The organism is Thermococcus aciditolerans, assembly GCF_008152015.1.
GTDB classification, from domain to species: domain Archaea; phylum Methanobacteriota_B; class Thermococci; order Thermococcales; family Thermococcaceae; genus Thermococcus; species Thermococcus celericrescens.
Window position 1 is genome coordinate 1,932,378 of sequence record NZ_CP041932.1, and the last position, 24,853, is coordinate 1,957,230.

Here is a 24,853-nt window from a genome sequence, read left to right on the forward strand (position 1 = left end):
TGAGTGCCAGAACGGCAATTGAAGCTTTCGATGGTTACCACTTTTGCATCTTGGGGCATATAAATGACGTTTTCAAAAATTCTTGCAGATAATCACCGATTGCCATTTTTCCAATGGCTTATTTTGTACATGATGATTGAAATACTTTCGTAAAACGGCCTCGAAAACCCCATTTTTTATGCGTTTTTGGGATTTGGATTAAAAAGTCTCATGAGTGGCGCGACTCAGAGCGTTCTCATAAAAATACTCTCCTCATGCCAGAACTGCTTTTGGGACAGTATTTCTGAAAACGATGCTTTGAACATGCATCCAACGAAGCCGGCACGAAGCAAATCACGAAAAACCCTCACTGACGGGTTATCGTGTGTTGAAAAGAGAAAAAGTGGAGAAAGGGCAAGAGAACCCTCACACACTGAAAGTAAACAGTGTCGTAATGTTTTAACCTGCTTTTAGTCCTGTGATAATATCTTGTAATATCCGCCCCTCGGCTGGTAAACCTCCTCGGACTCCATAAGCTCGCTGAGCATCTCCTCAATCTCAACCCGCTTAAAGCCCAACTGCTGAACCCCCTCAATAACGTCTTCCTTTGGCGCCCCCCAGTCGCTGGAATCCTCAAGCTTCTCAATGGCCTCTAAAACCTTCTGCTTCAACTTCAACCTCCTCGAAGACTGTCCAACCTCAAGTATCGAGACGTCAATATCTCCCTCTTCATCAATCGCCGCTCTTTGGAGGGAATACTCCAGCAACTTCACGGCCACCTCAAAGTCCTCCTTCGTCACCGTATCGCGAAGATGCATTCTTGCGTGAGCCTCAGCGAGCCTCAAAACCGCCTCCAGCTGTCTCGGCGTCACCGAAAAGCCCTCCCTGTTCTTCAACCGCTTCCGCAACTCCGCATAATATTTCTGAATCTCCCCCTTCAACTGAGGGTCAAGCTTCAGCGCCTTAATCTTCTTCCGGGCGTAAACAATCAACTTCCTCATGAACTCTGGCGAGTAAGGAGGCCTAACACGCTCGCCCTCATACCACCTCTTCAGAATCGCTTCAGCCACCAGCTGGTCCTTCTCCTTATCAACCGTGTTTATGAAGGTGAATATCAAGTCAAACCTGCTCATCAGCGACGGCGGGAGGTCAATCTGCTCGGGAATCGTCTTGTTCCTGTTAATCTTGCCGAACTTCGGATTTGCCGCGGCAATGACCGTTGCCCTCGCGTTGAGGACCATATTGAGGCCTGCCTTGGCGAAGTAAACACTGCCCTGCTCCATGGGTTCGTGAAGGCTGTTCCTGTCCTCCTTACTCATCTTGTCCAGCTCGTCAATAATCGCGAAGCCGTTGTCTGCCAACACGAGGGTTCCGGCATCAACGGTCCAACGCCCGGTGATGTTGTCCTTTTTGGCGGCGGCCATCAGTCCGACACCGCTTGCCCCCTTTCCAGAGGCCCTAACAGCCCTCGGCGCAATTCTGGCCGTGAAGTCGAGCATGTGAGACTTCGCCGTTCCCGGGTCTCCAATGAGGAGGACGTGAATCCGCTTCCTCTTCCTTTCTCCAGCTGGAGAATACTCGTCATGGCCTCCGAAGAGGGAGAGCAATATGCCAAGCTTCTCGTCCTCATATCCGTGCACGGTCGGGGCAAATGACTGGATTAGCTTTTCCGTGTAATCTGGCGACTTCACCTCCTCAAGGATTTTCTGTTCCTCCCCCGGTGTTATCTTGATGTCTTCCTCGTCCTTGTTCTCTTTCTCGACGTGGTTCACGATTAGCACAACTTTTCGGACGGGCCTGTTCTCCTCCTCGCCCTCGATGAGCCGAAGGGTTCCGGTCATGACGACCCTGTCGCCGGGGGTTATGGTGTCGCAGAGGTCGTCGAGGAGAATAACATTGAGTTGGCGGGGCAACTGTCCTCCTTTGAGCCTCTCAGGGGGATCCTGGACTGTGACGGATTGATACCTCCGGAAGGTGCTCTTTTCCGGGTCGAGCTCGATGTTCTTGGAGCCACAGGCATCACACTTCCTTGGCCGTACAAGCCTTAGTGAATACTCGCGCTGTACTCTAATCATCTCGTTTCCACAGTCTTTGCAGATGAAGACTGCCCTTGAAATGAACGGCTCAATGCTTGAAAGCCTCGTGACGACTCCTCTTACTTGAATGAAGCGGTTTATGTGTTCTGGACTCACGAATCGTGGTTCGAGCGTTTTGGGGAGGTTGTAAAACCTGGCGTGAATGTGAGGTGGGTTGTCCTCGAAGAATTCCTCTTTTAGTACAAGTGCAACGGCGTCTTCAGCAGCCAAGATGACTTCTTCGGGTTCTTCCAAGAGTTTCTCAGCAATGGAGGGCATAAACGAATTTACGTGGGCAAGATCGACTGGCAGACTTCTTGAATTATCTTCTGTCAGAAGGTTTATGATTTTCTCCCTGTAAATTCTCTTCCCGTTATTATCAACATACGATAAAAAGAATCTCTTGAAGTCTTTGGTCATATCCGAAACGTCCATTGACCCAGATACTTTTTGTTTTTCCAATCGAGCTGTCCACAGCCGTTCTAAGGTGTGAGCTATGTCCTTCCGAACCGAGTCAAGGAGTCTGTATCCATTTTCACTTCTCTTGTAATCAACAAGAGCATCGTCATTTATGATTTTTGAAACTGCTTGTTGAATTGATGACTCCTTATATCTGTTGTCAAGCTCCCTGTTTATTTCTCGTGCTTTATTCAGGATCTCAGTTCTTGAAAAGAACGCCTCCTTTCCACCCTCAATGTAAGGTGGCAGAAGGTACAGCGCTGCCACAGCGATTGAAAACTTGGGCAGGCTAGGGTTAATTGTCAATTTAATCGCGTCGAGAAGAACCTCGTAAAACTCTTTTCTATTCTTTTCTAATTCAGTTTCCAGCTTTCCATTTTTTTCTAAGTCTTCAGAAATTTCTCTGGTGCCGTTATTTTCATTTTCTGCACGGGAGAAAGTCAGAAAATTATTGTTTTCTAAAAAATTTCTGCTAATATGTTCCTTGTTTAGCTTGTGCAAAATTTTTGCAAAAACATCAAGGTGCTCCTGGGTAATGACTCCAACTTCCTCGCCAAAAACCGCCTTTACGGCCTTCCGGGCAAGAAAGCTAAAGCTCCCAATGTTTAAAGCACCTTTCTCATCAATCTTCTTTTTAATTTCTTCATAACTCTCAAAGAGGTCTTCAACACGCAGGCCCAGCTCTTCAGCCCTTGAAAGGACGTCCTTAATGTTGACATTCTCGACTTCCATTACCATATTATCCACCCGAAAAGAGGGAGTTAGGTATGAGCAATTAAAACAAGCTGGTTGCTGGTGTAAGGCAAATGCCTTACACTGATGTCCAGTGGTTAGTGCCAGGTTTTTGCATCACACAGACGGTGTCAGGCAAAAGCCTGACGCAGTCTTTTTAAAACTTTGACCGTTTACAGTCTTCTTTAGGGCCAAAGGGGGTGGTGTCAATGAATGCAGACAACATGACCCCCACCGAAATCATTACCAAGCTCATCAAAGAAAATCAACAGCTCAAGCTCGAAGAGGCCCAGCCAGAGGACCTAGATATGGGCCAGATTGCAGACGGATACTTTTCACCAGACCTCAACGTCAGCATCAACATCAAAAAAGTCAAAATATTCAAAGTTCACGACGGAGAAGACATCAAGGCCTTCTGGATCAACGGTTTTATGCCCATCTCCCGAGGAATGGTCATAAGAAACCACAAAACGGGTGCAATTGCTGATTTAATTCTCATTAAACTCTCTAAAGACAGGGTTTTCCTGAAGGGCACACTTAACGGGAAGCCCATACTTGCTTACTTTGAAGTTGAGCCAAGCGAGTGGTTCATCGACGCGCTCCTCCACGCGGCAGGGATATTCCTCAAAGATTATGGGGAGAGAAGCCTCGCGCCCGTTCAAGATGAGTAAAATTCCCCGTGCGTTTTGTTCCATTTTCAAACCCAACAAGCGGGATTGTTAGGACCCATTCTGTTAAATTGTGTTAAGTAAAAAATCCTTTATCGGTGTAAGGCAAATGCCTTACACGAAAATTTTATAAAGTCAGAAATCCCGATTTTTCTCTGCCGTTTGACCGTTTACTCGATAAGCAACCTTTCCACAAGCTAAAAAGGGTTAGTGGAGGGTGTATTGAATGATTGAGGCAAAGTTGGTGTTCAACGGAACCTTCGATGAGGCTGAGGCTAAGGTCAAGGAGGTTCTTCCGCAGGCCGGCTTTGCGGTTGTTTGGGAGCAGGACTTCACGGCGGTCGTGAAAAACAAGCTGGGCATTGACATGCCGAAGTATAAGACCCTCGGCCTCTGTAACGCTAAGATCTTTTACGACCTCTGGAAGAGGAATGAGGAAATCGGAATGGTTGCACCCTGCCACCTGCTTCTGTACGAGGAGGACGGTAAGGTTCACGCGAAGATGGCTGTGCCCGAGGAGTTCTGGGACGAGGAGGTTCTGGCAGAGCCCTTCAACAGGGTCGTTGAACTCCTCAAAGAGATTGGGTTCAATTGAGTTTTCTAATTTTCAATTTTCATAAAACACTAGTGGAGGGGGAGAAAAATGGTGTTCAAGCTTTATTTGGATGAGCAAGAAATCCACGTCCTGTGGGGACGATGCATCGAGGAGATTTCAGATGAAACTCCGGAGGGGATTTCTCTAAGGTGTATTCCACCCAACTCTCAGGGAGGTGCCATTAGCATACCTGTTAGAGGTGGTTTTATCCTAAGACTTGAAACTGATGCAGTTGGCATTAAAGAAGTTATTATTGGAGGCACAATTGGAACTGGGAGTGGGGATAAAAGTAACCCCTGGATAATTGCAGTTCATTCTGAGGATCAAACAAGAATATACTCCCCCTCTTGGGGCAGTTTAGTCCTCAACATTTGGGGTGAGTGGGAAGAACCCAGTGTTGAGGCACTAATTGAATTATTGCAAGTGGCACTCCTCCTCAAACGAGAGGCGCCAATGGAGGAAATAAAATCAAGATTAACTCATGTTGTTCAACTGGCATCGGAATACGGGCCCAACACAAAAGTCACCCTAATAACAGACGGTCAAGTATTCGAGATTTCAACAAAAATGCTCCCAGAAGAGAATGGGGAATTGAATTAATTCATTTGCTTCCTCTGTGCTTTGAATTTTATCTCCAGTCTGTTTATCAGCAACGAGGTGGGGTGTATGTTCCTTCACGTGGAGTCTGGGCTGGCAAGCGAGGATTATGATGTCTTGCTCAAGGCAGTCAAAAAGGAGATGAGTTTAACGACAGAGAAACTTAAGGAGTTGGGCTTTGACGAGGACATTGCCATTGGCGCCCTCGTGTTTGAGGTTCCATCAAGCTCGAAGTTTTACTGCAAGGCCTGTCTTGATGCTTTTGATGACTTTGAGAGTGCTCAACGGCACGTTATTCAAGTTCACTCTAAGGAGGATGCTCTCAAGTTCAGGGGTAAGAGTGTTGATGAGCTCGTGGAGATGCTGGTCGGAGAGATAAAGCGGGTGGAACCAGTGTAAGGCAAGTGCCTTACGCTGATTTCTTCCGGTTTCGGGGCGGTTGGAGAGGCTGGTGGGCTTCAAAGTTGGGGAATTAATCATCATCACGTTCTCATAAGAAAAAACGCCTTATCGGGGCGGTAAAGAATGCCCTCAGAGACGATTAAGCTGACGGCAAAATTCAAGCTCAAAGAAACACCCGAAGGATTAGATGGGATTTTCCAAACTTATCGGGAGATTGTGAACTTTCTAATCACTTATGCTTTCAAAAACAACGTTACCAGCTTTTACCGGCTGAGGAAGGAAACTTACAAAGGTTTACGCAGGGAGTATCCAGAGCTCCCAAGTCATTACATTTACACGGCCTGTCAAATGGCCACTGCAATCTTCAAAAGCTTTAGGAAGCGGAAGAAGGGGAAAGCCAAGGGGAAGCCCGTTTTTAAGAAGGAAGTCATTATGCTTGACGCCACCCTGTTCAAACTCGATTTAAAGAACAAAACCATAAAACTCTCCACTCCAAACGGGAGGATTCAGTTGGAGCTTTATCCTGCAAAATACCACGAGAAGTTCGAGGACTGGAAGGTTGGCCAAGCGTGGTTGGTTAGAACGCCAAAAGGAGTCTTTCTCAATGTTGTCTTCTCAAGGGAAGTCGAGGTTGAAGAGCCTAAGGCCTTTGTTGGAGTGGATTTGAATGAGAACAATGTAACCCTTTCCCTTCCAAACGGGGAATTCGTTCAAATCATCACTCACGAGCGAGAAATCAGAACGGGTTACTTCGTGAAGAGGAGGAAAATCCAGAAGAAACTTAAGGCTGGAAAGAGGAAGAGAGAACTTCTCGAAAAATACTGTGAGAGGGAGAAGAACAGGCTTAACGACATTTACCATAAGCTCGCCAATAAAATCGTTGAGCTGGCGGAAAAATACGGTGGCCTCGCTCTTGAGGATTTAACGGAAATTAGAGAATCAATCAGGTATTCGGCCGAAATGAATGGGAGACTTCATCGCTGGAGTTTTCGCAAGCTCCAGTCAATTATCGAATACAAGGCTAAATTGAGGGGAATTAGGGTTGTTTTTGTGAATCCTGCTCACACTTCCTCCCTGTGCCCGGTATGTGGGGGAAATTAAGCCCGAATGGGGGCAGGGTTTTGAAGTGCTCAGACTGTGGTTTTGAAGCCGACCGTGATGTGGTCGGGAGCTGGAATATCCGCTTGAGGGCCCTGAAGATGTGGGGAGTCACCGTTCCCCCCGAACGCCAGCCGATGAAGACGGGAGGCTGGAAGGTTAGCCGTAACGAGATGTACAAACTTTACGCAAGTTACGGCTAACCAGAACGGGAATCGAAACCTTTAACCGGGTTAGATAATGAAAGAGAAAATGACGTGGGTCTCTTTTGAACAAGGTGGAAGAGGTGATGAGGGAATGAGAGGAGGTACTGGATTAGCCAAAGCCATTGCAAGGCTTGTGGACGCGGCAGGTGCTTTGTTAGACCCGGTGGACGCGGTTCTGAGGGGTTCGGCAATCAGCACGAGGGGTGCTGGACGCACCAGCAGGACCCGCAAGCAGGAGGCTCGTGATGATTGGTTCTGGACTGGGTGACTCTTTCTTCTCATTTCTTCTGCTTCTGTGCGACCCTTACGGGCCGCCGACATAATATACGCCGGCAGGGTTTAAAAATTTTTTCTGTAAGGCATTCGCCTTACACTGAATTACTTCAGGTGAGAGTTAATAATGTAAAGGTGAGCGTTAGCGGGAAAACACGAAATCTGGGAACGCGACTCTGATTACTCTTGCAGCATCACGGTATGCGTCATGTGCAAATATAAACTTCCCATGCTTTTCTTTAATGACTCCACTGTCAAGGAGAACCTTGAGTACCATCCCGGTAAGCACTTTGTCTTCGTTCAACCATGTCCTGACGTTTCGTTTGGAGAAAGTGCCCTTTTGAGCCATACCCCTGTACGCTTTGGCCAGCCGTTCTGAAAGCTCTCTAATACTTAACCGAAAGTCCTTTTTTGCCCTTGCCAGAATATACGCTGAGTATCCTAAATCCCTTAACTCCATAAGTAACGCCCCGCGAGTTATGTTTCTCGTAATTTGGATTATTTTCTCAACGTTCTCGCATCCGGGACTTACATTAGCGCAGAAGTTCACAATGACACCAGGGAGGCCGAGGGATTGTTGTATGACCTCTTTCATTATCCATGATTTTAGACAGCCTTTTTTGTCTGACTCTTCCAAGCATTTTGAAAGTAACCCCATTGCCATTTCGTTCCCGTGCTCATCATGGTTGAGGGGTTTTAGGAAGATTTCAGGCCAGTTCCGCCCGAACCATGGATTGGGTTTGCTGTGATACCCTTCATTATCAAATATCCATTCATATCCATACTCCTCGGGGTTCGAGAAGAGTTTGGTTATGCTCATTGTGGATCCTGTTAGAATTACCATGGGCCGTTCCTTTGGTTTCTGTTGCTGGAATGCCCCTCTTAACTGAGATGCAAGCGCGTATATCTCAACTCCAAGGAGCTGTATCTCATCAAGGATTATTATTGGAGGAGTATCTGACTTCAGGGCCGTGAAAACTTCGTATAAGTTGAGGCTCTTTAAATCCGCACCTTTTGTTTTGCTGTATTCAATGTTACTGTGGAGCACATTGAGAAATAACTGTGCCTTCCAGTGGCTCTCTGTTTCGTTTTTCAATTTGTCCCAGTCAATTAGATTTCTCCTCTTTGCCTCGCGAATTAGCTGTATCAGGAGGGCATCCATGGTCGCGATGTTTTTTGCAGTACTCTGCTTGGCTACTGTCGAGAGGTCGATATAAATGAAAGGTCTTCCAGATTCACTTGCCGCTGTTTTTGTAAGGGTGGTTTTGCCCACAAGGCGTTTCCCAGACACAACCGTCCATCGATTGTTCTTAATCTTAGTATTGAGCTCTTTTAGCTCTTTGTCCCTCCCAAAAAGACACTCCGACGGCAGAATCTCGGCATCAATATAATTGCATCTCGTCACAGGAATCACCTAATACCCAGTGGGTATCTGATGATTTATAATATTTTACCAAGATTATTTGGAACATACGTCGATTTAATTGGGTTTGTTTGAGCAATATGTCAAATTACATTTGCATAAATGAACTAAGTTTCAAAATGCTGATTAAATTGGGATTTTAAATTACTCTTTCAATACTTAATCATTGGTTTCCGGAGATTGCCCAATATGTTGGACAAAGAAGACCATTGATGACCATTATGATTAAAAAAAGTAAACGAAATTTTGGGTTACCTGGGGACTAGTGTTGCTCAAATCAAATCCAGCTTCACGAGCAACTCTTGAGCGGCCTTCTCCTGAGTGTAATGCAGAATGTAATCAAGCCTCTTGTGCCCCGTTATTTTCGCAATAATCTGAGGAGGATACTTCTTTTGTGCGAGATAACTCACGAAGGCATACCTTAGGCTGTGGGTGTTGAAGCCGTATGTCTTTTTCACCCAAGTTGAGATTTTGGCAACCATACCCTTTCTGCCATGCCTTTGGAGTTCTTCTTCGAGAATGCCTTTGACGGTCAATAAATCTGCCTTCTTGATTTCTTTGGGCAACACCATCAGCCTTTGATATTCGTCCGTTCGCTTTTCCACCGTTACAAGGGCCTCCCGCGAGTATTCCCGCGAGACTTTCGATATGAACTCAATCGCCTCCCCAATCCTGGAACCGTTTCGGAGCTGGGTGAGGAGGATTATCAGGTAAAGCCTCCTCTTGAGTGCTTTTATGCCGTCTTTTCTCTTCGCATCGTTGAGGTCTCTGAGGAGGAGCTTGTATGTTTCCTCATAATCGAGGCCCATATCCCAGCCCATACTGTTCACCTAATCGGATTTTTAGTTTGATTTAAATGCAAATTATGCTTTTAAGTTTTACTTGTTGGTGTTTATTTTGCTGGCTTATGGCCGTAAGTTCAACAGCTGAGTGATCCGTTAGTTTTAATTCGTGTCCTCCCGCTCGGGGCCGAGGTGGTATGATGGTTAAGTGGGTTCGGAAGATTGGTTCGCTAAGTCTCGAACTTGAACATGGCCCGACTGCAGTGCTGGAGGCAACTGACCTGCCTGAGTACTTCGCAGGAGTAACCACCCTGCGCCTGCCGCCAGAATCAGTAACTGCCCTCGCCAGCGCCATTCAGGACAAAGAGTTTGACACCTTAATCATATACGCCGAAGCGTTCAGGGTTGATACTCACATTGAGGCAAGAATATGGAAAGTTCAAGGCACCAGAGATGGGCACAACCGACGACGAAACGTCCTGATAAAAGCTCCTGAAGCCAGAAACATCATCCAGCTAACCTTGCACCTAAGCGATGGCAACAGGGAGAGGATCTTCTTAAAGATACTCAATTACGCCACGAAGGGCCTGGAGTTTAAGCTCCTTCCCAATTTCAATTTTTAAACCGGTTTCTGATGTCCCAATGGAGTGAACAAACCAAAAAAAGCAGCTCAAACGACAGCCTCAGGAACTAACTGCATTGAATTTACATCGATGTTAATGTCGCATTTGACTCCAAACAGCTTCTTGAGGATTATCGGGAGCTCTTCCTCAGCAAACATGAAGATTATTCTGTCTTCGCCCGCGAGATTCTTTGAGAATCCCATTTTCCCCACGTCCTTGTGGATAACAAGCTCTGCTAAAATGTCCTCTGCATTCAGTTCCTGGGGCACGGTTATTGTCCAAATGTGCTCCGGTTGTTGTTTGAATTCCACCAGTTTGAATCCATTGCGGCTTATTATCCCCACGCTTCCAGCTTCGACCTTCATTAGAGTTATGGTATTACCCGAGCAGTACACCATCCACTCCATCGCATGCACCCATCACTTGGAAGTAAACTTCGAATTTATTAACATAACTCCCGGCGAGGAACTCCCCAGAAAAAGTGTCCAAAAAAGGGACATTATATGTCTGTATCATCAGGCGAGGAGACACGGACTTCTTTTGACTTTTTGAGCTTAATCTGCGCCTCAAGGATTTTGGCGCTGAGCTCTTTAAATTCCTCCTCAGGGAATCTGTTTTTGTTCATGAAGAGCACGTCGGCAGCTGCATCAACGTATCCATCATTTATTAGCGCCTCAATGATTTCTTTAATGTTCCTGGCAGTTTCCCACTCGGAGTCGGCGATGTACTTGAGTATCTCTTCCTCATATTCCGACTTGAGTGCCTCGAATATGTCAACTGGCTCAAACTCTCTAAGCTTTTGAAGTCTTAGGTATTTTGCGGCACCTGCGACGTTGCGAACGAGACGGGGGTTCTTTCGGAAGAATGCTTCTGTGATCAGTGCCGCGGTAATCGCGACGTCTGAGAGGGAATAAGAGTTCCTCGACTCTCTTAGGGTTTCTTTCAGTTCTTGGAGTGCCCGGTGAGCATCTAAGCTGAGTCTTATTGAAATTGCGTCTTTTTCGTTCATGAATATCACCAATATCATGGTGGTGTCTGGTGCTTAATAAGTTTTGCATGCATTTTTCTGATGCTGCATGCAAAAATTGAAACGGAGTGCTGTGAGGGCTCGGATTTTGCGATATTTGAGTTGTGAGTTTTTCGCAACCTTTAAATTTAACCGATGACGTAAACAAACACGGGTTATTTCGCCTTGTTTTTTGAAACGAAAGTTTATTAAGGGTGTTTCAGAACCAACTTCGAAAATCAGGGATGACGTGGGGGTCTGACCAATGACATCAAGTCCGCTCTGCGGGCCCCGTTTCGAAAATAAAGCCCGAACAGGGCTTTTTGAGTCGAAAACCGATGATGAGTGTCATCCCTCCTGATGTCCAGATGATGACATTATCCCCACCTGAGGTGATTCCATGTTTGGATTCTTCAAGAAAAAGAAGAAGGAAACCCACGGGCCGCTCGTCTATCTGAGCGAGCCGACGATACTCTACCACACCCACACAGAGCGGGTTATCCTGGAGATACTCGAGGAGAAGCTCGGTTCCAACAACTTTGTTATCCCGTCCGACTATGGCCTCAGAACCACCGACCATCTGATTCCCGAGGCCGAGATATTCGTGGCGATAGCCATAATCGGCAAGTTCACCTCCCTGGTCGTTAGAGAAATCGAGATAGCCCGTAAGCATGGAAAGAAAATCTACACTCTCGACGTGGCCCGAAAGGACGACGAGATACTATACCTCTTCGAGGAAGGAATTCCAGAGAGGATCGAGTGGCTAACACCAGAGGAAACCCAGAGCCTCTACGCGGCCTTCCGCGGCGAGGACTTCTCAGGCTTCATGAAGTTCTTCGTTGGAGATAGGAAAAGACAGTGGTGAAAAAAGAAAGGACTCATGCGTTGGCCTTTTTGCCCTTTATGTACTCGTCTATCGCCTTCGCGGCCTTCTTTCCGTCTCCCATCGCCAGGATAACCGTTGCCTCTCCCCTTATCGCGTCGCCACCGGCGAAGACTCCTGGAATGCTGGTCATGAGGTTCTCATCGACGATCAGCGTTCCGTCAGGGTTGGCCTTAAAGCCGCTCTCCTCGAGGAGTATCCTGTTCGGCTCAAGGCCTATGGCTATGATGACTGTATCCGCTTCGAGCGTTACGTATTCTCCAGTTCCAACGATTTTTCTCTTTCCGCGCTTGTCCCTCTCCTCAAGCGGGCGTATCTTCTCGAACTTAACCGCCTTGACCTTGCCGTTCTCGTCGCCTATGAACTCGACCGGCGTGAGGAAGAACTCGAACTTGACGCCCTCCTCCTCGGCGTGGCCTATCTCCTCTACCCTGGCCGTCATATCCTCCCTTCCACGGCGGTAGGCGATTGTAACCTCCGCGCCGAGCCTGAGGGCAGAGCGTGCCGCGTCCATGGCGGTGTTTCCGGCACCTATGACGATAACCTTCTTTCCAACGGCTATCGGCGTATCGTACTCGGGGAACTTGTAGGCCTTCATGAGGTTCACGCGCGTGAGGAACTCGTTGGCGCTGTAAATCCTGTCGAGAAGGATTCCGGGTATGTTGAGCAGCTTTGGAGTTCCAGCCCCTGTGCCTATGAAGACTGCATCGTACTCCCCGAGGAGCTCCTCAATGGTGACCGTCTTGCCCACGATGTAGTTGGTCTTGACCTCGACTCCGAGCTTTTCCAGCTTGTCCAGCTCGGTCTTGAGGATGTCCTTCGGCAGCCTGAACTCGGGGATGCCGTACATGAGCACTCCGCCCGCCTCGTGAAGGGCCTCGAATATGGTGACCTTGTAGCCCATCTTTGCAAGCTCGAGGGCGCAGGTCAGGCCAGCCGGTCCGGCACCAACGACCGCCACCCTGCCCTTTCCATCGGTCTCGGCCATGAACTCCGTGAGAAGCTCCCGGTCTATGCCCTTCTCGCGGGCGTAGTCGGCAACGAACCTCTCGAGCTTGCCGATGTTTATCGGGTCTCCGACCTTGCCCATGACACACGGCGCCTCACACTGCTCCTCCTGCGGGCAGACGCGTCCGGTAACAGCCGGCAGCGTGTTGTCATTCCAGATAACGCGCAGGGCGTTCTTAACGGCCTCATCCGGCTTGTCCGCGTTCTCGCGGAGGGCCTTTAGAAAGCCCGGAATGTTTATGTGCACCGGACAGCCTTTGATGCACGGGGCGTACTCCGGCGGGCACTGTATGCAGCGCTCCGCCTCCTTGACGGCCGAAGCGAAATCATAGCCGAGGTTGACCTCAACGAAGCTCTTGACGCGCTCCTCAACGGGTCTCTCGGGTGTAGGAACGCGTTCCTTGATGAGCTTTGGCTTCGCCATTCAGACCACCCCCTTGGACTCGAGGTAGTGCTTTTTGGCCATCTCCTGCTCGCGGACGAATCTGCCGTCACGCCTTATGACGTCGTCCCAGTCCACCTTGTGGGCGTCGAACATCGGCCCATCGCGGCAGGCGAACTTTATCTCGCCGTCGTAGAGTATCCTGCAGGAGCCGCACATGCCGGTTCCGTCCACCATTATCTGCCTGACCGTGACGATGGTTGGGATTCCGTACTCCTTGGTCAGCTCGGCGAGCTTCTTGAGCGAGCCCAGCTTTCCCCCGCCGAAAACTATGTCCACCTTGTCCTTTTCGATAAGCTCCCTGAGAACGTCGAGGTAGTGTCCCTTGATTCCGCGCGAGCCGTCCTCAGTGGTGAGGTAGTATTCGTCGGCCACGGGCTTCGCCAGGAACTTCTCGGGATAGGAGTGGGCTTTGTCCTCAAAGGTCTGAATTGAGATCGTGTAGTTCCCGGCCTCCTTCATCGCTTTGAGCGTGGCGTAGTTCTCTGCCTGACCGCAGACGGCGTCGGAGACGAAGACGACGTTTCCGTAGTGTTTGACCTCGATGGGCTTTCCGAGCGGTCCCGCGACCGCGTAGAGGTAATCTCCAACGTCGAAGTTGTCCCAGAGGTCGAAGGTGGTCTTTCCGTGCCTCCTGATGAACATTCCTATCCTTCCGGTCTCCCTGTTGGCGTAATAGATGGACATGGGAATCCTTTCGCCCTTCTCATGTATGAGCAAAACGACAAATTGGCCGGGTTTCCAAGCCTTGGCCACGTGAGGAGCCTCAACCTCAATAAAAAAGTCTCTCACGTCGAGCTCTTCTTTAGCAGTTATCCGATACATGGATGCATCACCTTGAGCATTTGTTCAAGTTTGTTCACTTTTGGTTTAGGACAAATGGCTTTTATATAGATTTTTTAAACCAAAGGTTGAGAACGGCCGTACTTGAAAGACGGCGTATAAGCCCCGTGCCGGGAGAAAGGCTTTTTACGCCCCGACCCTAAGTAACCGGGGGGATAAAAATGGTCGAAATACCCAAGAGCCATCCGCGCTACTGGAGCCTGTACTACCGGGAGAAGATCATCGAGGGAATGGAGAAGGGCATGACCGCCAAGGCCGGGCTGATAGCCCACGGCCGCGGTGAGGCCTTTGACTACCTCATCGGGGAGAAGACGATAGAACCCGCCGAGAGGGCCATGCGCGCCGCCGTCGCGAAGCTGATCCTGGCGAAGCACCCGGTTATCTCGGTCAACGGCAACGTCGCGGCACTTGTTCCAAAGGAAACGATAGAGCTGGCAAAAGCGCTAAACGCCAAGCTCGAGATAAACCTCTTCTACCGCACGGAGGAGCGCGTTAAGGCGATAGCGGAGGAGCTGAGGAAGCACGATCCTGATGTGGAGCTCCTCGGGATAAACCCCACGAAGCGCATCCCCGGCCTGGAGCATGAGAGGGGGAAGGTTGACGAGGGGGGAATATGGAAGGCCGACGTGGTGGTTGTCCCGCTGGAGGACGGCGACAGAACGGAGGCCCTCGTGAGGATGGGCAAGTTCGTGATCACCGTTGACCTCAACCCGCTTTCCCGCTCCGCCAGGATGGCCGACATAACCATCGTTGACAACATAGTCCGCGCGTATCCGAGAATGACTGAGCTGGCGAGGGAGATGAAGGATTACAGCCGCGGAGAGCTCCTCGCGATTCTGAAGGGGTACAACAACGAAAAAACGCTGGGCGACGTGCTCATCCACATGGAGCGCAGGCTGACCAAGCTGGCCGAAGGAGGGGTCTGGAGGAAGAAGACGCTGGAGTGAACTCAGAACTCCTTCTCCGTCTTTTCTACCAGCCTTCTGAGGCCAGCAATGAGCTCTGCCTCACTTCCAACGTTCGATATCACCAGCGGAACCCTCTCACGCTCGGCGAGCTTTACAGCGAGCTCATCGAGCTTTTTGACCCCGTGGAGAACAACAACGGCCGGCTTGAGTCCCTGAACGCGAACCGCTATCATCGGGCTCCTTCCCGTTGTGACCTTGGTGAATATCAGCGCCCTCTCGGTCGTCCAGCCGTAGAGCTTGAGGAACTCCTCGCTGCTCATCTCGAGGATCGCCTTTATGCTGTCGACGACCGTGTAGCCGTAGATGCGCCTGTCGAGGAGGTGCATGTTGGCGACGACCTCCCCCCTGACGGCCCCAACGAGGTCCTTTATGGTTATCGGAAGGGCAAACTCCCTGATGTCAAGTATGGCGCTCGTGGGAAGCTCGCTGCCGAGGGTCTTGCTGAACGCGCGGATCACGTTTCCACCGCGCTTCTCGTCTATCTCAAGGAGGGCCTCGACGAACTTCCGTATCGTGGACGCGCCGGGGCTCTTTCTCCTGCCACCCTCGTAGTCGCTTATGACCGAAGAAGAGACGCCGAGGTATTCGGCCAGCTCCGTCTGGCTGATTCCGAATATCTCACGCCATTTGCGCATGGTTTTACCGGGGTCGGAGGAGAGGGTTATTTCCCCCGCTATCCTCTTTGCCAGGGCTTCTTTCTCCTTTTCAAGCATGTTGGTAAAGTGTTCGTCAATCGTTATAAGCTTTTCGGCAATTGCCTAACATCCTCGCCCTCAAGCTTAAAAACTCCCCGCCCTACGCTCCCCGGTGAGGCTCATGGCGATATACTTCATAGGGCTTGGTCTTTACGACGAGAGGGACATCACGCTCAAAGGCCTCGAGGTGGCCAGAAAGTGCGACCTGGTCTTTGCCGAGTTCTACACGTCCCTTCTGGCCGGAACAACGCTGGACAGGGTTGAGGAGCTCATCGGAAAGCCCATAAGAAGGCTCAGCAGGGAGGAGGTTGAGCTCCACTTCGAGCGCATCGTGCTGAGTGAGGCGAAGGAGAGAGACGTGGCATTCCTCACCGCCGGCGATCCGATGGTGGCGACGACGCACTCCGACCTCAGGATAAGGGCCAAGGAGCTCGGAATCGAGAGCTACGTCATCCACGCCCCGAGCATCTACTCGGCGATAGCGATAACCGGACTGCAGATATACAAGTTTGGCAAGAGCGCAACCGTCGCCTATCCGGAGAAGAACTGGTTCCCCACGAGCCACTACGATGTGATAAAAGAGAACATGGAAAGAAACCTGCACACGATGCTCTTCCTCGACATAAAGGCCGAGCAGAACCGCTACATGACGGCCAACGAGGCGATGGAGATACTGCTCCAGGTAGAGGAGATGAAGAAAGAAAACGTCTTCACCCCAGACACGCTGGTCGTGGTTTTGGCGAGGGCTGGCTCCCTGAACCCGACGCTCAGGGCGGGATACGTCAGGGACATGCTCAAGGAGGACTTCGGAAGGCAGCCCCACGTGATGGTCGTTCCGGGTAGGCTCCACATAGTGGAGGCGGAGTACCTGGTGGCCTTCGCGGGGGCCCCGAAAGAGATACTCGACGGAATCTAGCGAAAGCTTTATATTTCTCTCCCCACTCATTATCCCGGGGACGGGCCCGTGGTCTAGCCTGGTTATGACGCCGCCCTCACACGGCGGAGGTCCGGGGTTCGAACCCCCGCGGGCCCACCATAACAGCCCTTGCTTGCGCAAGCGCTGGCGGAAAACAAGATGCATTTTCTAAAAGTGTCCATTTTGAGTTGGGTTTCTTTTCCACGTGCTTTTTGGAGAGTGTTTCACTCAAGAAGGCGTCCTTCGGACGCCAAAAACAAAGTTGAAACTGATTTGAAAGGCGTTATTTATAAGGTGAAACCCCCTCTAAAGTTGTCATTGGTTAGCGCATGATTGATTTCTGCCATCTTATGAGAAGGGCATTCTTTTGGTCAAACTTTTTCTAAAAGTTTGCTCGCCTGCGCAAAGTTTCATCAAAGTTGGTAGCTCCTTCTTGAAGTGCAAGTTCTCTAGAGGTTTTCTACTTGAAATCAATTGTTTTGAGTGAGAACTCCTTTAGGGACTCCTTGTAAAGGGGTTTACCCCTAAAAATACGCCCGTAGGGCGTCAAAAGAAAGCAAACCCATTCCAAGGGACTCCTTGCAATTTGTTCTCGCTCAAAAAGGAATGCCTTAATTTGAAAAACTGGCTTGTAATGACGCCTTTAGCGATGAGCTACGAACTTTTGGTGAAGCTTTTTCCAAAAGCTTCTGCGCGAAGTTTGATCAAGGTTCGTGATTCTTGTTTGAGGTGTTTTTTGAGATGGTTTGCCTTTTTGGACGTGTGTTTTGGTGAGGAATTCCTTTTGAAGTTGCTTTGTTTGAGTGGGTTTACTTCTCCCGCGCTCCTGTGGAGCGCTTTTGGAGTTAAACCTGCATTTCGGGAGCTTTTGAGAGTGAATTCCTTGCTCAAAAATGGTAGTTTGGCAGTGCAAACTCTCTTCAACTGCACTTTGGGAGGAAGAATCACAAACTTTGATGAAACTTTGCGAAAGCAAAGTTTCTTTGGTCAAGCTTTTTCTAAAAGTTTGTTCGCCTGCGCGAGGTTTGACCAAGTTCGCGTGTTTCTTTGGCAGTACTTCACAAAAATGAAATGGGTTGGGGCGTTATGGTGGGGAGCACTGCCCTAACTGAGCATTGACCATCCCATTACCCCAATCAGAACCAGCGTCAATATCAGTATCAGGAGATAAAATATCAGCGCGGCCGTAAAAAATCCAAGTCCGAACTTGAATCCGTCTCCAAACGACAGCCCCTTCTTCTCTTCTCCCATGGTGCACCTCCCCATTTCTCTGTGTGGCTACCCAGACACACATGCGTTTATTTCTTTTGAAGGATTACTTTAATAGCTAATAAATCTTCCGCTTCAGGTTTAACGCGGAGAACGATACCAATGGAAGTTAGATTGGATATCTTTGGGCTGACCCCAGAAGAGGCTGTAGAGCCAAACCTGAAACTTCATGATGTGCTCCAGAGTCTGATCGCCCGAAAAGGATATTCTTGGGTGAGGAAGTTTCAGAAATCATCGTAAAACTGGAATGGTGCGGTGGCCGGGATTTGAACCCGGGTCACCGGCTTGGAAGGCCGGTGTCCTAGACCAGGCTAGACTACCACCGCACGCGAGAAGTGGTGGGGCGAGGGGGATTTGAACCCCCGACACCCGGATCTTCAGTCCGGCGCTCTCCCAGGCTGAGCTACCGCCCCACGCCCAAAGATAAGGGGCAGGCAGAGATTTATAAATCTTGCGGTGGGCCGGGGCGACACTGCACTGCTGTGGGGATTTTGAGCGGACGTCATATCTTGGGCTTAACCGCGTAAACAGTCCTGTCCTCCCCGATAGCCTCAATCAGACCGCGATGGCGCCGCACACAGCTCTCACACTCGCCGCAGTGTATCGGCTTTCCGTCCTCGGTGAAGCCCTTCGGCATGTAGCAGGAGTTGGAGTACTCGTACTTCGCGTCCAGCTCCTTCAAAAGCCTCGCTATTCCCTTCTTGTCGAGGTCTATGAGCGGTGCAACGACCCTCACATCGGCCATTGTGCCGTACTTCAGCATCTCGTTCATCCTCTCCACGAACTCGGGCGTGTTGTCCGGGAAGGTGGCTCCCTCCTCGGAGTTGAATCCGACTATTATGTCCCCGCCGCCGAGCGCATCTAGGAGCGAGGCGGCAGCGCTTATGAGGACAACGTTTCTCGCCGGAACCCAGACGCTCTTGGCCGTTTCCTGCGCAACGCTCATGTCCTCAAGCTCCTTGGCGGTAACCTTCGGCGTTTCCCCTCCAACGAGGGTCGTTCCCCTCAGCTTCGAAAACTCCTCAAGGAAGTTGAGCTGTACCACCTTCAGCGGAACATCCAGCTCCTTTGAGAAGAACTCCGCCACCCTGTTCGTGACCCTCTCCTCGTTGCTTCCGTAGTTCACGGTGAGCATTATGACCTCGTCGTAGTTCCTCTTCGCCCAGTACAGGCAGGCCGTCGAGTCAAGCCCCCCCGAGAACAACACCACAGCGCGCTTCATTTTTCTCACCAGCTCAAATCCAATTTTGATGGCTTAAAGTTTTCTGGAAGTTCGATGTCACTTGTAGCCTCATTGAGAGCTTCTTCTGTGGCTTTTTCTATTTCTTCGGGACTCAAATCTCTGCCCAATGAGAATGTTTTCCACTTCTTCATGTTTACTCCTCCAGCGCTAGGCCGACTATATCCCTCACGCTCGAAAAGCCCTCGTCCTCGAGGTATCTAGCTATTCCCTTGTTTATCTCCTGGAACACCTTCCACCCGCGGAGCGAGACGGCAGTACCAACCTGAAGGGCCGAGGCTCCGGCCAGGAGGAACTCCACAGCATCCTGCCAGGTGGTTATACCGCCGATTCCAATAACCGGGATTTCAAGCGTTCTCGCGAGGTCGTACACAGCTCTTAACGCCACGGGCTTCACCCCGGGCCCCGAATAGCCGCCGACACGGTTGCTGAGGATGGGCCTCCTCGCGTATACGTCAATCGCCACAGCCTTCAGCGTGTTTATCGCCGAAACCGCATCCGCCCCAGCTTTTTCCGCCGCTACACCGAGCTTCGTTATGTCGTCTATGTTCGGGGTCAGCTTTGCTATCACAGGCCTGTCGGTTGCATCTTTGACGGCTTTGACGACCTCGTGGACGTTCTCCGGCTTCTGGCCGATCTCCATGCCGTAGCCCTTCGCGTGGGGACAGCTGAGGTTCAGCTCGAATGCATCGGCGACGTCGCTCAGCTTTTCCGCCAGGAAGGCGAACTCCTCTGGTGTTCCACCGAAAATCGAGACTATGAGCGGAAAGTCGAAGGTGTAACCCTCGACCATCTCGAGGAAACCCCTCCAGCCTGGGTTCGGTAGGCCCATCGCGTTTACCAGGCCGTAGGGAAGCTCTACGATTGTGGGGTTGTCGTAGCCCTTCCTCGGTTCGATTCCGATTGATTTGGTGACCACCCCTCCGGCGCCCTCCTCGTGCGCTCTAATCCATTGTTCGGGGACCTTGTCGTTTATTCCGGATGCGAGAATGAGCGGGTTCTTGAACCTTATCCCGAAAAGCTCCACTTCAAGGCTGGCCATCTTGACACCTCAAAGGCAAAAGAAGCCGTCCACTATTAAGGTTTTTGCCGGAATTCTAGTGGCGGCGGGCGCGCCCGGGGGTGGGAACCCTCCACCGCCCGTTTCCACCGGGGCTCGCTCACCCCCGCTACCCCACGAGCGCCGAACGTCCCGCCTACCGCTGCTCCCTTCCGGGCCTGGCGGGGTTCGGCGGGCAAAGGGCGTTAGTCCGGCCCTCCAGCCGGACCCCACCCACCGCCGGCCCCGTGGGACGAGGGATCACCGTTGTGCCCCGGCTTCCGCGGGCGGCTTTGGGAACCGCCCCCCGGGCTTCGGCCCCGGCATATCGACGGTTTCCGGTTGCAGGGGACGCCGAACCCCCCGGCCTAGCCCGCCGCCAGCTAACTTATCCTCCACCTGATATATAAAGCTTTGGTAATCCCTGAAACCAAAGGTGAAGAACCTTCGGATTGAAAAATTTTCATAAATGCATGAACGAATAGGTGCATGGGTGATACACCATGCGCTTAACTGAGCATCCTGTTCTGCGTTTTGAGCGTGGCAGGGAGGTTACAATATACTTTGAAGGACGGCCGATCAAGGCATACGAGGGGGAAACGATAGCGACGGCCCTTCACGCCGCTGGAATCAGGGTTCTAAACTACTCCGCCAACGAGAGACGCCCAAGGGGTCTCTTCTGCGCCATCGGCAAATGCTCCTCGTGTCTGATGGTCGTGAACGGAATCCCGAACGTCAGAACCTGCATAACCCTCGTCGAGGACGGCATGAGGATCGAACCCCAGCGCGGAAAGGCCAAGTTGCCGAAGGAAGCAAAGCCGCCTGAGTTCAAGGACGCAAAGGTCGTCAGGGCGGACGTCGTTATAGTGGGCGGCGGTCCAGCCGGCCTAATGGCAGCTATCCACGCGGCTGACGCAGGAGCGAGCGTCGTTCTTCTCGATGAGAACCCCATGCTCGGCGGCCAGCTCGTCAAGCAGACCCACAAGTTCTTCGGCAAGCGCGAGCAGTTCGCGGGAGTCAGGGGCGTGGAGATAGCCAAAATTCTTGAGGATGAAGCCAGGAAGAGGGAAAACGTTGAAATCTTCCTTGAAACGTCCGCCGTTGGCATCTTTCAGGAGGGCGACGAGAAGCTCGTCCTGGCAGTCAAGAACAACCGCGAGCTGATAGAGTTCCGCGGAAGGGCGGTTATCGTGGCAACCGGCGCGATGGAGAAGATGATACCATTCGAGAACAACGATTTACCGGGGATCTACGGTGCCGGCGCGATTCAGACGCTCATGAACACTTACGGCGTCAAGCCCGGCGATAAGGTTCTAATCGTTGGAGCCGGAAACGTGGGACTTATTCTGGCGTATCAGCTCATTCAGGCCGGCGTTGAGGTGAAGGCGATAGTCGAGGCCATGCCGAAGGTCGGCGGCTACTTCGTCCACGCGGCCAAGGTTAGGCGCCTGGGCGTTCCGATACTCACGAGGCACACCATCCTACGCGCCGAGGGCAGGGAGAAGGTCGAAAGGGCAATCGTTGCCCAGCTCGATGAGAACTGGCGGGTCATCCCCGGAACGGAGAGAACCTTTGAGGTTGACGTCATAGCCCTCGCCGTTGGACTGAGGCCCAGCATCGAGCTCCTCCACCAGGCCGGCTGCCAGATCATGTATGTCCGCGAGCTCAGCGGGCACGTGGCTGTCCGCGACGAGTGGATGGAGACCACCGTCAGAGGAATCTTCGTGGCGGGCGACTCGGCCGGGATAGAGGAGGCAACGACCGCGATGCTTGAGGGCAAGGTCGCCGGAATTGCAGCCGCGCTTCGGCTGGGCATAGCGGACGAGGGCTGGCTTAAGGAGATGGAGAAGGCTCAAAAAGACCTTCTGGAGTTCCGCTCCGGGCCCTTCGGCAGGCACGTGCTCGAGGGCATAAAGAAGGCTCTGGTGGTGAGAGAATGAGTGAAATTCCTTCTTACCTCAGAAACGGTTACATCACCCCGGAGGAGCTTGAAAAGTTCATTCCCCTGCCGAGCGAGGAGAGACTCAGGAAGCGGCCGGTAGCAGTTCCGGAGTGCCCGCAGGAGATACCCTGCGCCCCGTGCAGGGAGATATGCCCCACCGGGGCCATAAGCATGCCCACCCCGAACGACCTGCCGATAGTCGATTACGACAAGTGCATTGGCTGCTCCCTATGCGTCCAGATCTGCCCTGGTCTGGCCTTCTTCATGGTGCACTACGTCGGCGACAAAGCGCGCATAACGATGCCCCACGAACTCCTTCCGGTTCCCGAGAAGGGGGAGGAGGTCGTTCTTCTCAACAGGGTCGGCGAGCCTGTTGGAAAGGGGAAGGTGCTCACGATCGTGCCGAGGGAGAAGAGCAAGGGTGACACGCCGATACTCATCGTCGAGGTGCCGATAGAGCTGGCTTGGGACGTCCGCGCCGTGAGGGTTGAGAGGTGATTGAAATGGGGGGAAAGAAAATCGTCTGTCGCTGTAACGACGTCACCGTTGAGGAAATTGAGGCGCTCATCGATTCCGGCGTCACTGACATCGAGGAGCTCAAGAGGCTTCTCCGCATAGGAATGGGCCCCTGCCAGGGAAGGACTTGTATTCCTATAGTGCTGTCGATCCTCGCGAGGAAAACTGGAAAGAGGCAGGAGGAGATACCGCTTCCAAAGGCGAGGGTCCCCACGAGGCCCGTTCGCGTAGAGGTCATAGTGGGTGGTGCCGATGAGTAAAATAGCCATCATCGGCGGCGGGATAATAGGGGTCGCCACCGCCTACGAGCTGGCGAAGCTGGGGGAGGAGGTAATCCTCTTCGAGAAGAACTACTTCGGCTCGGGCTCCACCTTCCGCTGCGCTACGGGAATCAGGGCGCAGTTCACGGACGAGGCCAACATCAGGCTCATGAAGTACTCCGTTGAGCGCTGGGAAAAGCTTGAGGAGGAGCTGGAGAGCGACATCGTCTTCAGGCAGACCGGCTACCTGTTCCTGGCCACGAGCGAGGAGGAGGTTGAAGCCTTCAAGGCAAACATAAAGCTCCAGAACAAGTTCGGTGTCCCAACGAGGCTCATCGATATGGACGAGGCCAAGGATATAGTGCCGATCCTCAACACAGAGCCTTTCTTAGCTGGAGCGTGGAACCCGAAGGACGGCAAGGCGAACCCCTTCAAGACGCTCTTTGCCTACCTCTTCCGGGCTAAGGAGCTCGGCGTTGATGCGAGGGAGCATACGGAAGTGGTTGGCTTCAAGCGCGAGGGAGATGCCATAACCGCCGTGAAGTTCAGGAGCAACGGGAGGATCGAGAGCGTTAAGGTCGATGCCGTTTTGAACGCGGCCAACGCTTGGGCGCCGCTCATCAACGAGATGGCTGGCTTAAAGCGGGACCTCGTTCCCATCACCGCCTACAAGCACCAGCTCGTCAAAACCGAACCGCTGGAGCCCGGACAGGCCGAACCGCTGGTCTGCCCGCCGAGCTGGAACGACGCCTATATAATCCAGGACGGAGAGGACGGCGGAATAATCTGCGGTGCCGGGATAGAGCACAAAGCCAAGAGCCTCGACGACTACGAGCCGACCTATGACTTCCTGCGCGGCGTTCTGGAGTATGCCGTCAGAATCGCCCCGCCGCTGCGCTACGCTCACATAGTCCGCCAGTGGGCGGGCTTCTACGCGAAAACTCCTGACAGCAACCCTGCATTAGGAAAGCTCCTTGACAACTTCTACATAGCGGCGGGGTTCTCTGGCCACGGCTTTATGATGGCACCGGCCGTTGGGGAGGCGATGGCCGAGCTGATTTCAAAGGGCCGCTCGAAGGTTCCGCTCGACTGGGAGTGGTACGACCCCTACCGCTTCGAGAGGGGAGAGCTGAGGAGTTCGGCCTTCCAGATAGGCTGACCCCTTTTCTTTATCATCTTCCCGGCAAGAAAAAGGTTATAAAGGAGCCCCGATTAGCATCGTGAGGGTCATCATGAGGATAGTCTTTGATATAGGCGGTTCGGTTCTCGTTCCCGACGACCCGGACGTTGATTTTATCGGGAAGGTGGCTTACGAGCTCATCAAGATAAGCGAGGATCACGAGGTGGCCGTGGTAGTCGGCGGCGGAAAGGTGGCGCGCAAGTACATCAAGGCCGCGAAGACCTTCACTCCCAACGAGACCTTCAAGGACTACATCGGCATACACATCACCCGCGCCAACGCAATGCTTCTCATCGCCGCCCTCGGCGAGAAGGCCTATCCCTTCGTAATCCAGGACTTCCGTAAGGCGTGGGAGGTCATCCAGCTCAAGAAGATACCCATAATGGGCGGAACGCATCCGGGCCACACGACCGATGCGGTTTCGGCTCTCCTCGCTGAGTACCTCCAGGCCGACCTTCTGGTGGTTGTCACCAACGTTGACGGCGTCTATGACAGCGACCCGAGGAAGAACCCGAACGCGAAGAAGCTCGACAGGATAACCTTCGATCAGCTCGTCGAGATAGCGATGCAGGCCGAGAGCAAAGCCGGCGGAAGCGGCGTCGTTGATGCCCTCGCCGCCAAGTTCATCCAGCGCGGCAAGATAAAGACCTACATCGTGGGCAAGAAGGACGCCTACCACCTCTTCGAGGTGGTCAAGGGCAGGCACAACGGGACTGTTGTTGAGCCGTGAGTTT

The 24,853-nt window shown here is 51.8% G+C and carries 26 protein-coding genes, 3 tRNA genes, 1 other RNA gene and 1 pseudogene; 16 read left to right on the top strand and 15 right to left on the bottom strand.

What is annotated here, in order from left to right; genetic code table 11:
* Window positions 1-449 precede the first annotated feature (449 nt).
* On the bottom strand, window positions 450-3,251 hold the full coding sequence (locus FPV09_RS10555) for a minichromosome maintenance protein MCM (protein ID WP_148883374.1): 2,802 nt from the start codon (window positions 3,249-3,251) through the stop codon (window positions 450-452).
* Between the two features lie 203 nt (window positions 3,252-3,454).
* Here FPV09_RS10555 and FPV09_RS10560 point away from each other — a divergent pair, with 203 nt between their 5' ends.
* The 6 genes and pseudogenes from FPV09_RS10560 to FPV09_RS12025 all read left to right on the top strand — a co-directional run bounded on the left by FPV09_RS10560 (window position 3,455) and on the right by FPV09_RS12025 (window position 7,079).
* The gene (locus FPV09_RS10560) at window positions 3,455-3,916 is read left to right on the top strand and encodes a hypothetical protein (protein ID WP_148883375.1); all 462 of its coding nucleotides are present in this window, start codon (window positions 3,455-3,457) and stop codon (window positions 3,914-3,916) included.
* Between the two features lie 223 nt (window positions 3,917-4,139).
* Window positions 4,140-4,508: a DUF302 domain-containing protein gene (locus tag FPV09_RS10565; protein ID WP_148883376.1), complete on the top strand. Its 369-nt coding sequence runs from the start codon at window positions 4,140-4,142 to the stop codon at window positions 4,506-4,508.
* 48 nt (window positions 4,509-4,556) lie between these two features.
* On the top strand, window positions 4,557-5,108 hold the full coding sequence (locus FPV09_RS10570; protein ID WP_148883377.1) for a hypothetical protein: 552 nt from the start codon (window positions 4,557-4,559) through the stop codon (window positions 5,106-5,108).
* 66 nt (window positions 5,109-5,174) lie between these two features.
* A complete protein-coding gene (locus FPV09_RS10575) occupies window positions 5,175-5,504 on the top strand; it encodes a hypothetical protein (protein ID WP_148883378.1) in 330 nt (109 codons plus the stop codon).
* A 219-nt stretch (window positions 5,505-5,723) separates the two neighbouring features.
* A pseudogene (locus FPV09_RS10580) lies at window positions 5,724-6,808 on the top strand (RNA-guided endonuclease InsQ/TnpB family protein).
* 94 nt (window positions 6,809-6,902) lie between these two features.
* Entirely contained in the window at window positions 6,903-7,079 is a 177-nt protein-coding gene (locus FPV09_RS12025; RefSeq protein WP_168194765.1) for a hypothetical protein, read from the top strand.
* Between the two features lie 147 nt (window positions 7,080-7,226).
* On the opposite strand, the gene FPV09_RS10585 is transcribed toward FPV09_RS12025, so the two are convergent.
* Both FPV09_RS10585 and FPV09_RS10590 read right to left on the bottom strand, forming a co-directional pair.
* Window positions 7,227-8,498, bottom strand: a complete 1,272-nt coding sequence (locus tag FPV09_RS10585) for an AAA family ATPase (protein ID WP_148883379.1) — start codon at window positions 8,496-8,498, stop codon at window positions 7,227-7,229.
* A 281-nt stretch (window positions 8,499-8,779) separates the two neighbouring features.
* Window positions 8,780-9,328, bottom strand: coding sequence for a site-specific integrase (locus FPV09_RS10590; protein ID WP_148883380.1), 549 nt, complete (start codon window positions 9,326-9,328; stop codon window positions 8,780-8,782).
* Window positions 9,329-9,489: 161 nt separating this feature from the next.
* Here FPV09_RS10590 and FPV09_RS10595 point away from each other — a divergent pair, with 161 nt between their 5' ends.
* Window positions 9,490-9,912 carry a hypothetical protein gene (locus FPV09_RS10595; protein WP_148883381.1) on the top strand — a complete coding sequence of 141 codons (423 nt, stop codon included), beginning with the start codon at window positions 9,490-9,492 and terminating at the stop codon, window positions 9,910-9,912.
* 47 nt (window positions 9,913-9,959) lie between these two features.
* Here the strand turns inward: FPV09_RS10595 and FPV09_RS10600 are convergent, their stop codons facing one another.
* Both FPV09_RS10600 and FPV09_RS10605 read right to left on the bottom strand, forming a co-directional pair.
* On the bottom strand, window positions 9,960-10,319 hold the full coding sequence (locus FPV09_RS10600; RefSeq protein ID WP_148883382.1) for a hypothetical protein: 360 nt from the start codon (window positions 10,317-10,319) through the stop codon (window positions 9,960-9,962).
* 92 nt (window positions 10,320-10,411) lie between these two features.
* Window positions 10,412-10,930 carry a hypothetical protein gene (locus FPV09_RS10605; protein WP_148883383.1) on the bottom strand — a complete coding sequence of 173 codons (519 nt, stop codon included), beginning with the start codon at window positions 10,928-10,930 and terminating at the stop codon, window positions 10,412-10,414.
* A gap of 388 nt (window positions 10,931-11,318) precedes the next feature.
* Here FPV09_RS10605 and FPV09_RS10610 point away from each other — a divergent pair, with 388 nt between their 5' ends.
* A complete protein-coding gene (locus FPV09_RS10610) occupies window positions 11,319-11,783 on the top strand; it encodes a hypothetical protein (protein WP_148883384.1) in 465 nt (154 codons plus the stop codon).
* 13 nt (window positions 11,784-11,796) lie between these two features.
* Here the strand turns inward: FPV09_RS10610 and gltA are convergent, their stop codons facing one another.
* Both gltA and FPV09_RS10620 read right to left on the bottom strand, forming a co-directional pair.
* Window positions 11,797-13,233, bottom strand: a complete 1,437-nt coding sequence (gene gltA / locus FPV09_RS10615) for an NADPH-dependent glutamate synthase (protein ID WP_148883385.1) — start codon at window positions 13,231-13,233, stop codon at window positions 11,797-11,799.
* Window positions 13,234-14,076 carry a sulfide/dihydroorotate dehydrogenase-like FAD/NAD-binding protein gene (locus tag FPV09_RS10620; RefSeq protein ID WP_148883386.1) on the bottom strand — a complete coding sequence of 281 codons (843 nt, stop codon included), beginning with the start codon at window positions 14,074-14,076 and terminating at the stop codon, window positions 13,234-13,236.
* Between the two features lie 179 nt (window positions 14,077-14,255).
* Here FPV09_RS10620 and FPV09_RS10625 point away from each other — a divergent pair, with 179 nt between their 5' ends.
* Entirely contained in the window at window positions 14,256-15,041 is a 786-nt protein-coding gene (locus FPV09_RS10625; RefSeq protein WP_148883387.1) for a 4-phosphopantoate--beta-alanine ligase, read from the top strand.
* Window positions 15,042-15,043: 2 nt separating this feature from the next.
* Here FPV09_RS10625 and FPV09_RS10630 read toward each other — a convergent pair whose 3' ends face one another.
* Entirely contained in the window at window positions 15,044-15,775 is a 732-nt protein-coding gene (locus FPV09_RS10630; RefSeq protein WP_058938382.1) for a helix-turn-helix domain-containing protein, read from the bottom strand.
* A 103-nt stretch (window positions 15,776-15,878) separates the two neighbouring features.
* Between FPV09_RS10630 and dph5 the strand changes: the two genes are divergently transcribed.
* Window positions 15,879-16,673 carry a diphthine synthase gene (gene dph5, locus FPV09_RS10635; RefSeq protein WP_148883844.1) on the top strand — a complete coding sequence of 265 codons (795 nt, stop codon included), beginning with the start codon at window positions 15,879-15,881 and terminating at the stop codon, window positions 16,671-16,673.
* Between the two features lie 42 nt (window positions 16,674-16,715).
* Window positions 16,716-16,793: transfer RNA gene (locus FPV09_RS10640), tRNA-Val, on the top strand.
* Between the two features lie 984 nt (window positions 16,794-17,777).
* On the opposite strand, the gene FPV09_RS12030 is transcribed toward FPV09_RS10640, so the two are convergent.
* The 7 genes from FPV09_RS12030 to ffs form a co-directional block, all read right to left on the bottom strand.
* Window positions 17,778-17,924: a hypothetical protein gene (locus FPV09_RS12030; protein ID WP_168194766.1), complete on the bottom strand. Its 147-nt coding sequence runs from the start codon at window positions 17,922-17,924 to the stop codon at window positions 17,778-17,780.
* 266 nt (window positions 17,925-18,190) lie between these two features.
* Window positions 18,191-18,268, bottom strand: a tRNA-Gly gene (locus FPV09_RS10645).
* A 10-nt stretch (window positions 18,269-18,278) separates the two neighbouring features.
* Window positions 18,279-18,355: transfer RNA gene (locus FPV09_RS10650), tRNA-Phe, on the bottom strand.
* Window positions 18,356-18,444: 89 nt separating this feature from the next.
* Window positions 18,445-19,164: a 7-cyano-7-deazaguanine synthase QueC gene (gene queC, locus FPV09_RS10655; RefSeq protein WP_148883845.1), complete on the bottom strand. Its 720-nt coding sequence runs from the start codon at window positions 19,162-19,164 to the stop codon at window positions 18,445-18,447.
* A 5-nt stretch (window positions 19,165-19,169) separates the two neighbouring features.
* Entirely contained in the window at window positions 19,170-19,316 is a 147-nt protein-coding gene (locus tag FPV09_RS12035; protein ID WP_168194767.1) for a hypothetical protein, read from the bottom strand.
* A 2-nt stretch (window positions 19,317-19,318) separates the two neighbouring features.
* A complete protein-coding gene (locus tag FPV09_RS10660; protein ID WP_148883388.1) occupies window positions 19,319-20,224 on the bottom strand; it encodes a dihydroorotate dehydrogenase in 906 nt (301 codons plus the stop codon).
* Window positions 20,225-20,286: 62 nt separating this feature from the next.
* Window positions 20,287-20,600: signal recognition particle sRNA (ffs, locus tag FPV09_RS10665), an RNA gene on the bottom strand.
* A 124-nt stretch (window positions 20,601-20,724) separates the two neighbouring features.
* On the opposite strand from ffs, the gene FPV09_RS10670 reads away from it, so the two are divergent.
* From FPV09_RS10670 to pyrH, 5 genes are all read left to right on the top strand, one after another.
* Window positions 20,725-22,161 carry an FAD-dependent oxidoreductase gene (locus tag FPV09_RS10670; protein ID WP_148883389.1) on the top strand — a complete coding sequence of 479 codons (1,437 nt, stop codon included), beginning with the start codon at window positions 20,725-20,727 and terminating at the stop codon, window positions 22,159-22,161.
* Window positions 22,158-22,661 carry a 4Fe-4S dicluster domain-containing protein gene (locus FPV09_RS10675; protein ID WP_148883390.1) on the top strand — a complete coding sequence of 168 codons (504 nt, stop codon included), beginning with the start codon at window positions 22,158-22,160 and terminating at the stop codon, window positions 22,659-22,661. Before FPV09_RS10670 ends, FPV09_RS10675 begins: the two co-directional genes overlap by 4 nt.
* Window positions 22,662-22,666: 5 nt before the next feature.
* On the top strand, window positions 22,667-22,939 hold the full coding sequence (locus FPV09_RS10680) for a (2Fe-2S)-binding protein (RefSeq protein WP_148883391.1): 273 nt from the start codon (window positions 22,667-22,669) through the stop codon (window positions 22,937-22,939).
* The gene (locus FPV09_RS10685) at window positions 22,932-24,098 is read left to right on the top strand and encodes an NAD(P)/FAD-dependent oxidoreductase (protein ID WP_148883846.1); all 1,167 of its coding nucleotides are present in this window, start codon (window positions 22,932-22,934) and stop codon (window positions 24,096-24,098) included. Before FPV09_RS10680 ends, FPV09_RS10685 begins: the two co-directional genes overlap by 8 nt.
* 73 nt (window positions 24,099-24,171) lie before the next feature.
* A complete protein-coding gene (gene pyrH, locus FPV09_RS10690) occupies window positions 24,172-24,849 on the top strand; it encodes a UMP kinase (protein WP_148883847.1) in 678 nt (225 codons plus the stop codon).
* Window positions 24,850-24,853 lie beyond the last annotated feature (4 nt).

What these genes read in the sequence shown, in the direction of transcription:
- FPV09_RS10555 (WP_148883374.1), bottom strand. Translation starts at nt 3,251, where the DNA reads ATGGTAATGGAAGTCGAGAATGTCAACATTAAGGACGTCCTTTCAAGG.
- FPV09_RS10560 (WP_148883375.1), top strand. Translation starts at nt 3,455, where the DNA reads ATGAATGCAGACAACATGACCCCCACCGAAATCATTACCAAGCTCATC.
- FPV09_RS10565 (WP_148883376.1), top strand. Translation starts at nt 4,140, where the DNA reads ATGATTGAGGCAAAGTTGGTGTTCAACGGAACCTTCGATGAGGCTGAG.
- FPV09_RS10570 (WP_148883377.1), top strand. Translation starts at nt 4,557, where the DNA reads ATGGTGTTCAAGCTTTATTTGGATGAGCAAGAAATCCACGTCCTGTGG.
- FPV09_RS10575 (WP_148883378.1), top strand. Translation starts at nt 5,175, where the DNA reads ATGTTCCTTCACGTGGAGTCTGGGCTGGCAAGCGAGGATTATGATGTC.
- FPV09_RS12025 (WP_168194765.1), top strand. Translation starts at nt 6,903, where the DNA reads ATGAGAGGAGGTACTGGATTAGCCAAAGCCATTGCAAGGCTTGTGGAC.
- FPV09_RS10590 (WP_148883380.1), bottom strand. Translation starts at nt 9,328, where the DNA reads ATGGGCTGGGATATGGGCCTCGATTATGAGGAAACATACAAGCTCCTC.
- FPV09_RS10595 (WP_148883381.1), top strand. Translation starts at nt 9,490, where the DNA reads ATGGTTAAGTGGGTTCGGAAGATTGGTTCGCTAAGTCTCGAACTTGAA.
- FPV09_RS10600 (WP_148883382.1), bottom strand. Translation starts at nt 10,319, where the DNA reads ATGGAGTGGATGGTGTACTGCTCGGGTAATACCATAACTCTAATGAAG.
- FPV09_RS10610 (WP_148883384.1), top strand. Translation starts at nt 11,319, where the DNA reads ATGTTTGGATTCTTCAAGAAAAAGAAGAAGGAAACCCACGGGCCGCTC.
- gltA (WP_148883385.1), bottom strand. Translation starts at nt 13,233, where the DNA reads ATGGCGAAGCCAAAGCTCATCAAGGAACGCGTTCCTACACCCGAGAGA.
- FPV09_RS10620 (WP_148883386.1), bottom strand. Translation starts at nt 14,076, where the DNA reads ATGTATCGGATAACTGCTAAAGAAGAGCTCGACGTGAGAGACTTTTTT.
- FPV09_RS10625 (WP_148883387.1), top strand. Translation starts at nt 14,256, where the DNA reads ATGGTCGAAATACCCAAGAGCCATCCGCGCTACTGGAGCCTGTACTAC.
- FPV09_RS10630 (WP_058938382.1), bottom strand. Translation starts at nt 15,775, where the DNA reads ATGCTTGAAAAGGAGAAAGAAGCCCTGGCAAAGAGGATAGCGGGGGAA.
- dph5 (WP_148883844.1), top strand. Translation starts at nt 15,879, where the DNA reads ATGGCGATATACTTCATAGGGCTTGGTCTTTACGACGAGAGGGACATC.
- FPV09_RS12030 (WP_168194766.1), bottom strand. Translation starts at nt 17,924, where the DNA reads ATGGGAGAAGAGAAGAAGGGGCTGTCGTTTGGAGACGGATTCAAGTTC.
- queC (WP_148883845.1), bottom strand. Translation starts at nt 19,164, where the DNA reads ATGAAGCGCGCTGTGGTGTTGTTCTCGGGGGGGCTTGACTCGACGGCC.
- FPV09_RS12035 (WP_168194767.1), bottom strand. Translation starts at nt 19,316, where the DNA reads ATGAAGAAGTGGAAAACATTCTCATTGGGCAGAGATTTGAGTCCCGAA.
- FPV09_RS10660 (WP_148883388.1), bottom strand. Translation starts at nt 20,224, where the DNA reads ATGGCCAGCCTTGAAGTGGAGCTTTTCGGGATAAGGTTCAAGAACCCG.
- FPV09_RS10670 (WP_148883389.1), top strand. Translation starts at nt 20,725, where the DNA reads ATGCGCTTAACTGAGCATCCTGTTCTGCGTTTTGAGCGTGGCAGGGAG.
- FPV09_RS10675 (WP_148883390.1), top strand. Translation starts at nt 22,158, where the DNA reads ATGAGTGAAATTCCTTCTTACCTCAGAAACGGTTACATCACCCCGGAG.
- FPV09_RS10680 (WP_148883391.1), top strand. Translation starts at nt 22,667, where the DNA reads ATGGGGGGAAAGAAAATCGTCTGTCGCTGTAACGACGTCACCGTTGAG.
- FPV09_RS10685 (WP_148883846.1), top strand. Translation starts at nt 22,932, where the DNA reads ATGAGTAAAATAGCCATCATCGGCGGCGGGATAATAGGGGTCGCCACC.
- pyrH (WP_148883847.1), top strand. Translation starts at nt 24,172, where the DNA reads ATGAGGATAGTCTTTGATATAGGCGGTTCGGTTCTCGTTCCCGACGAC.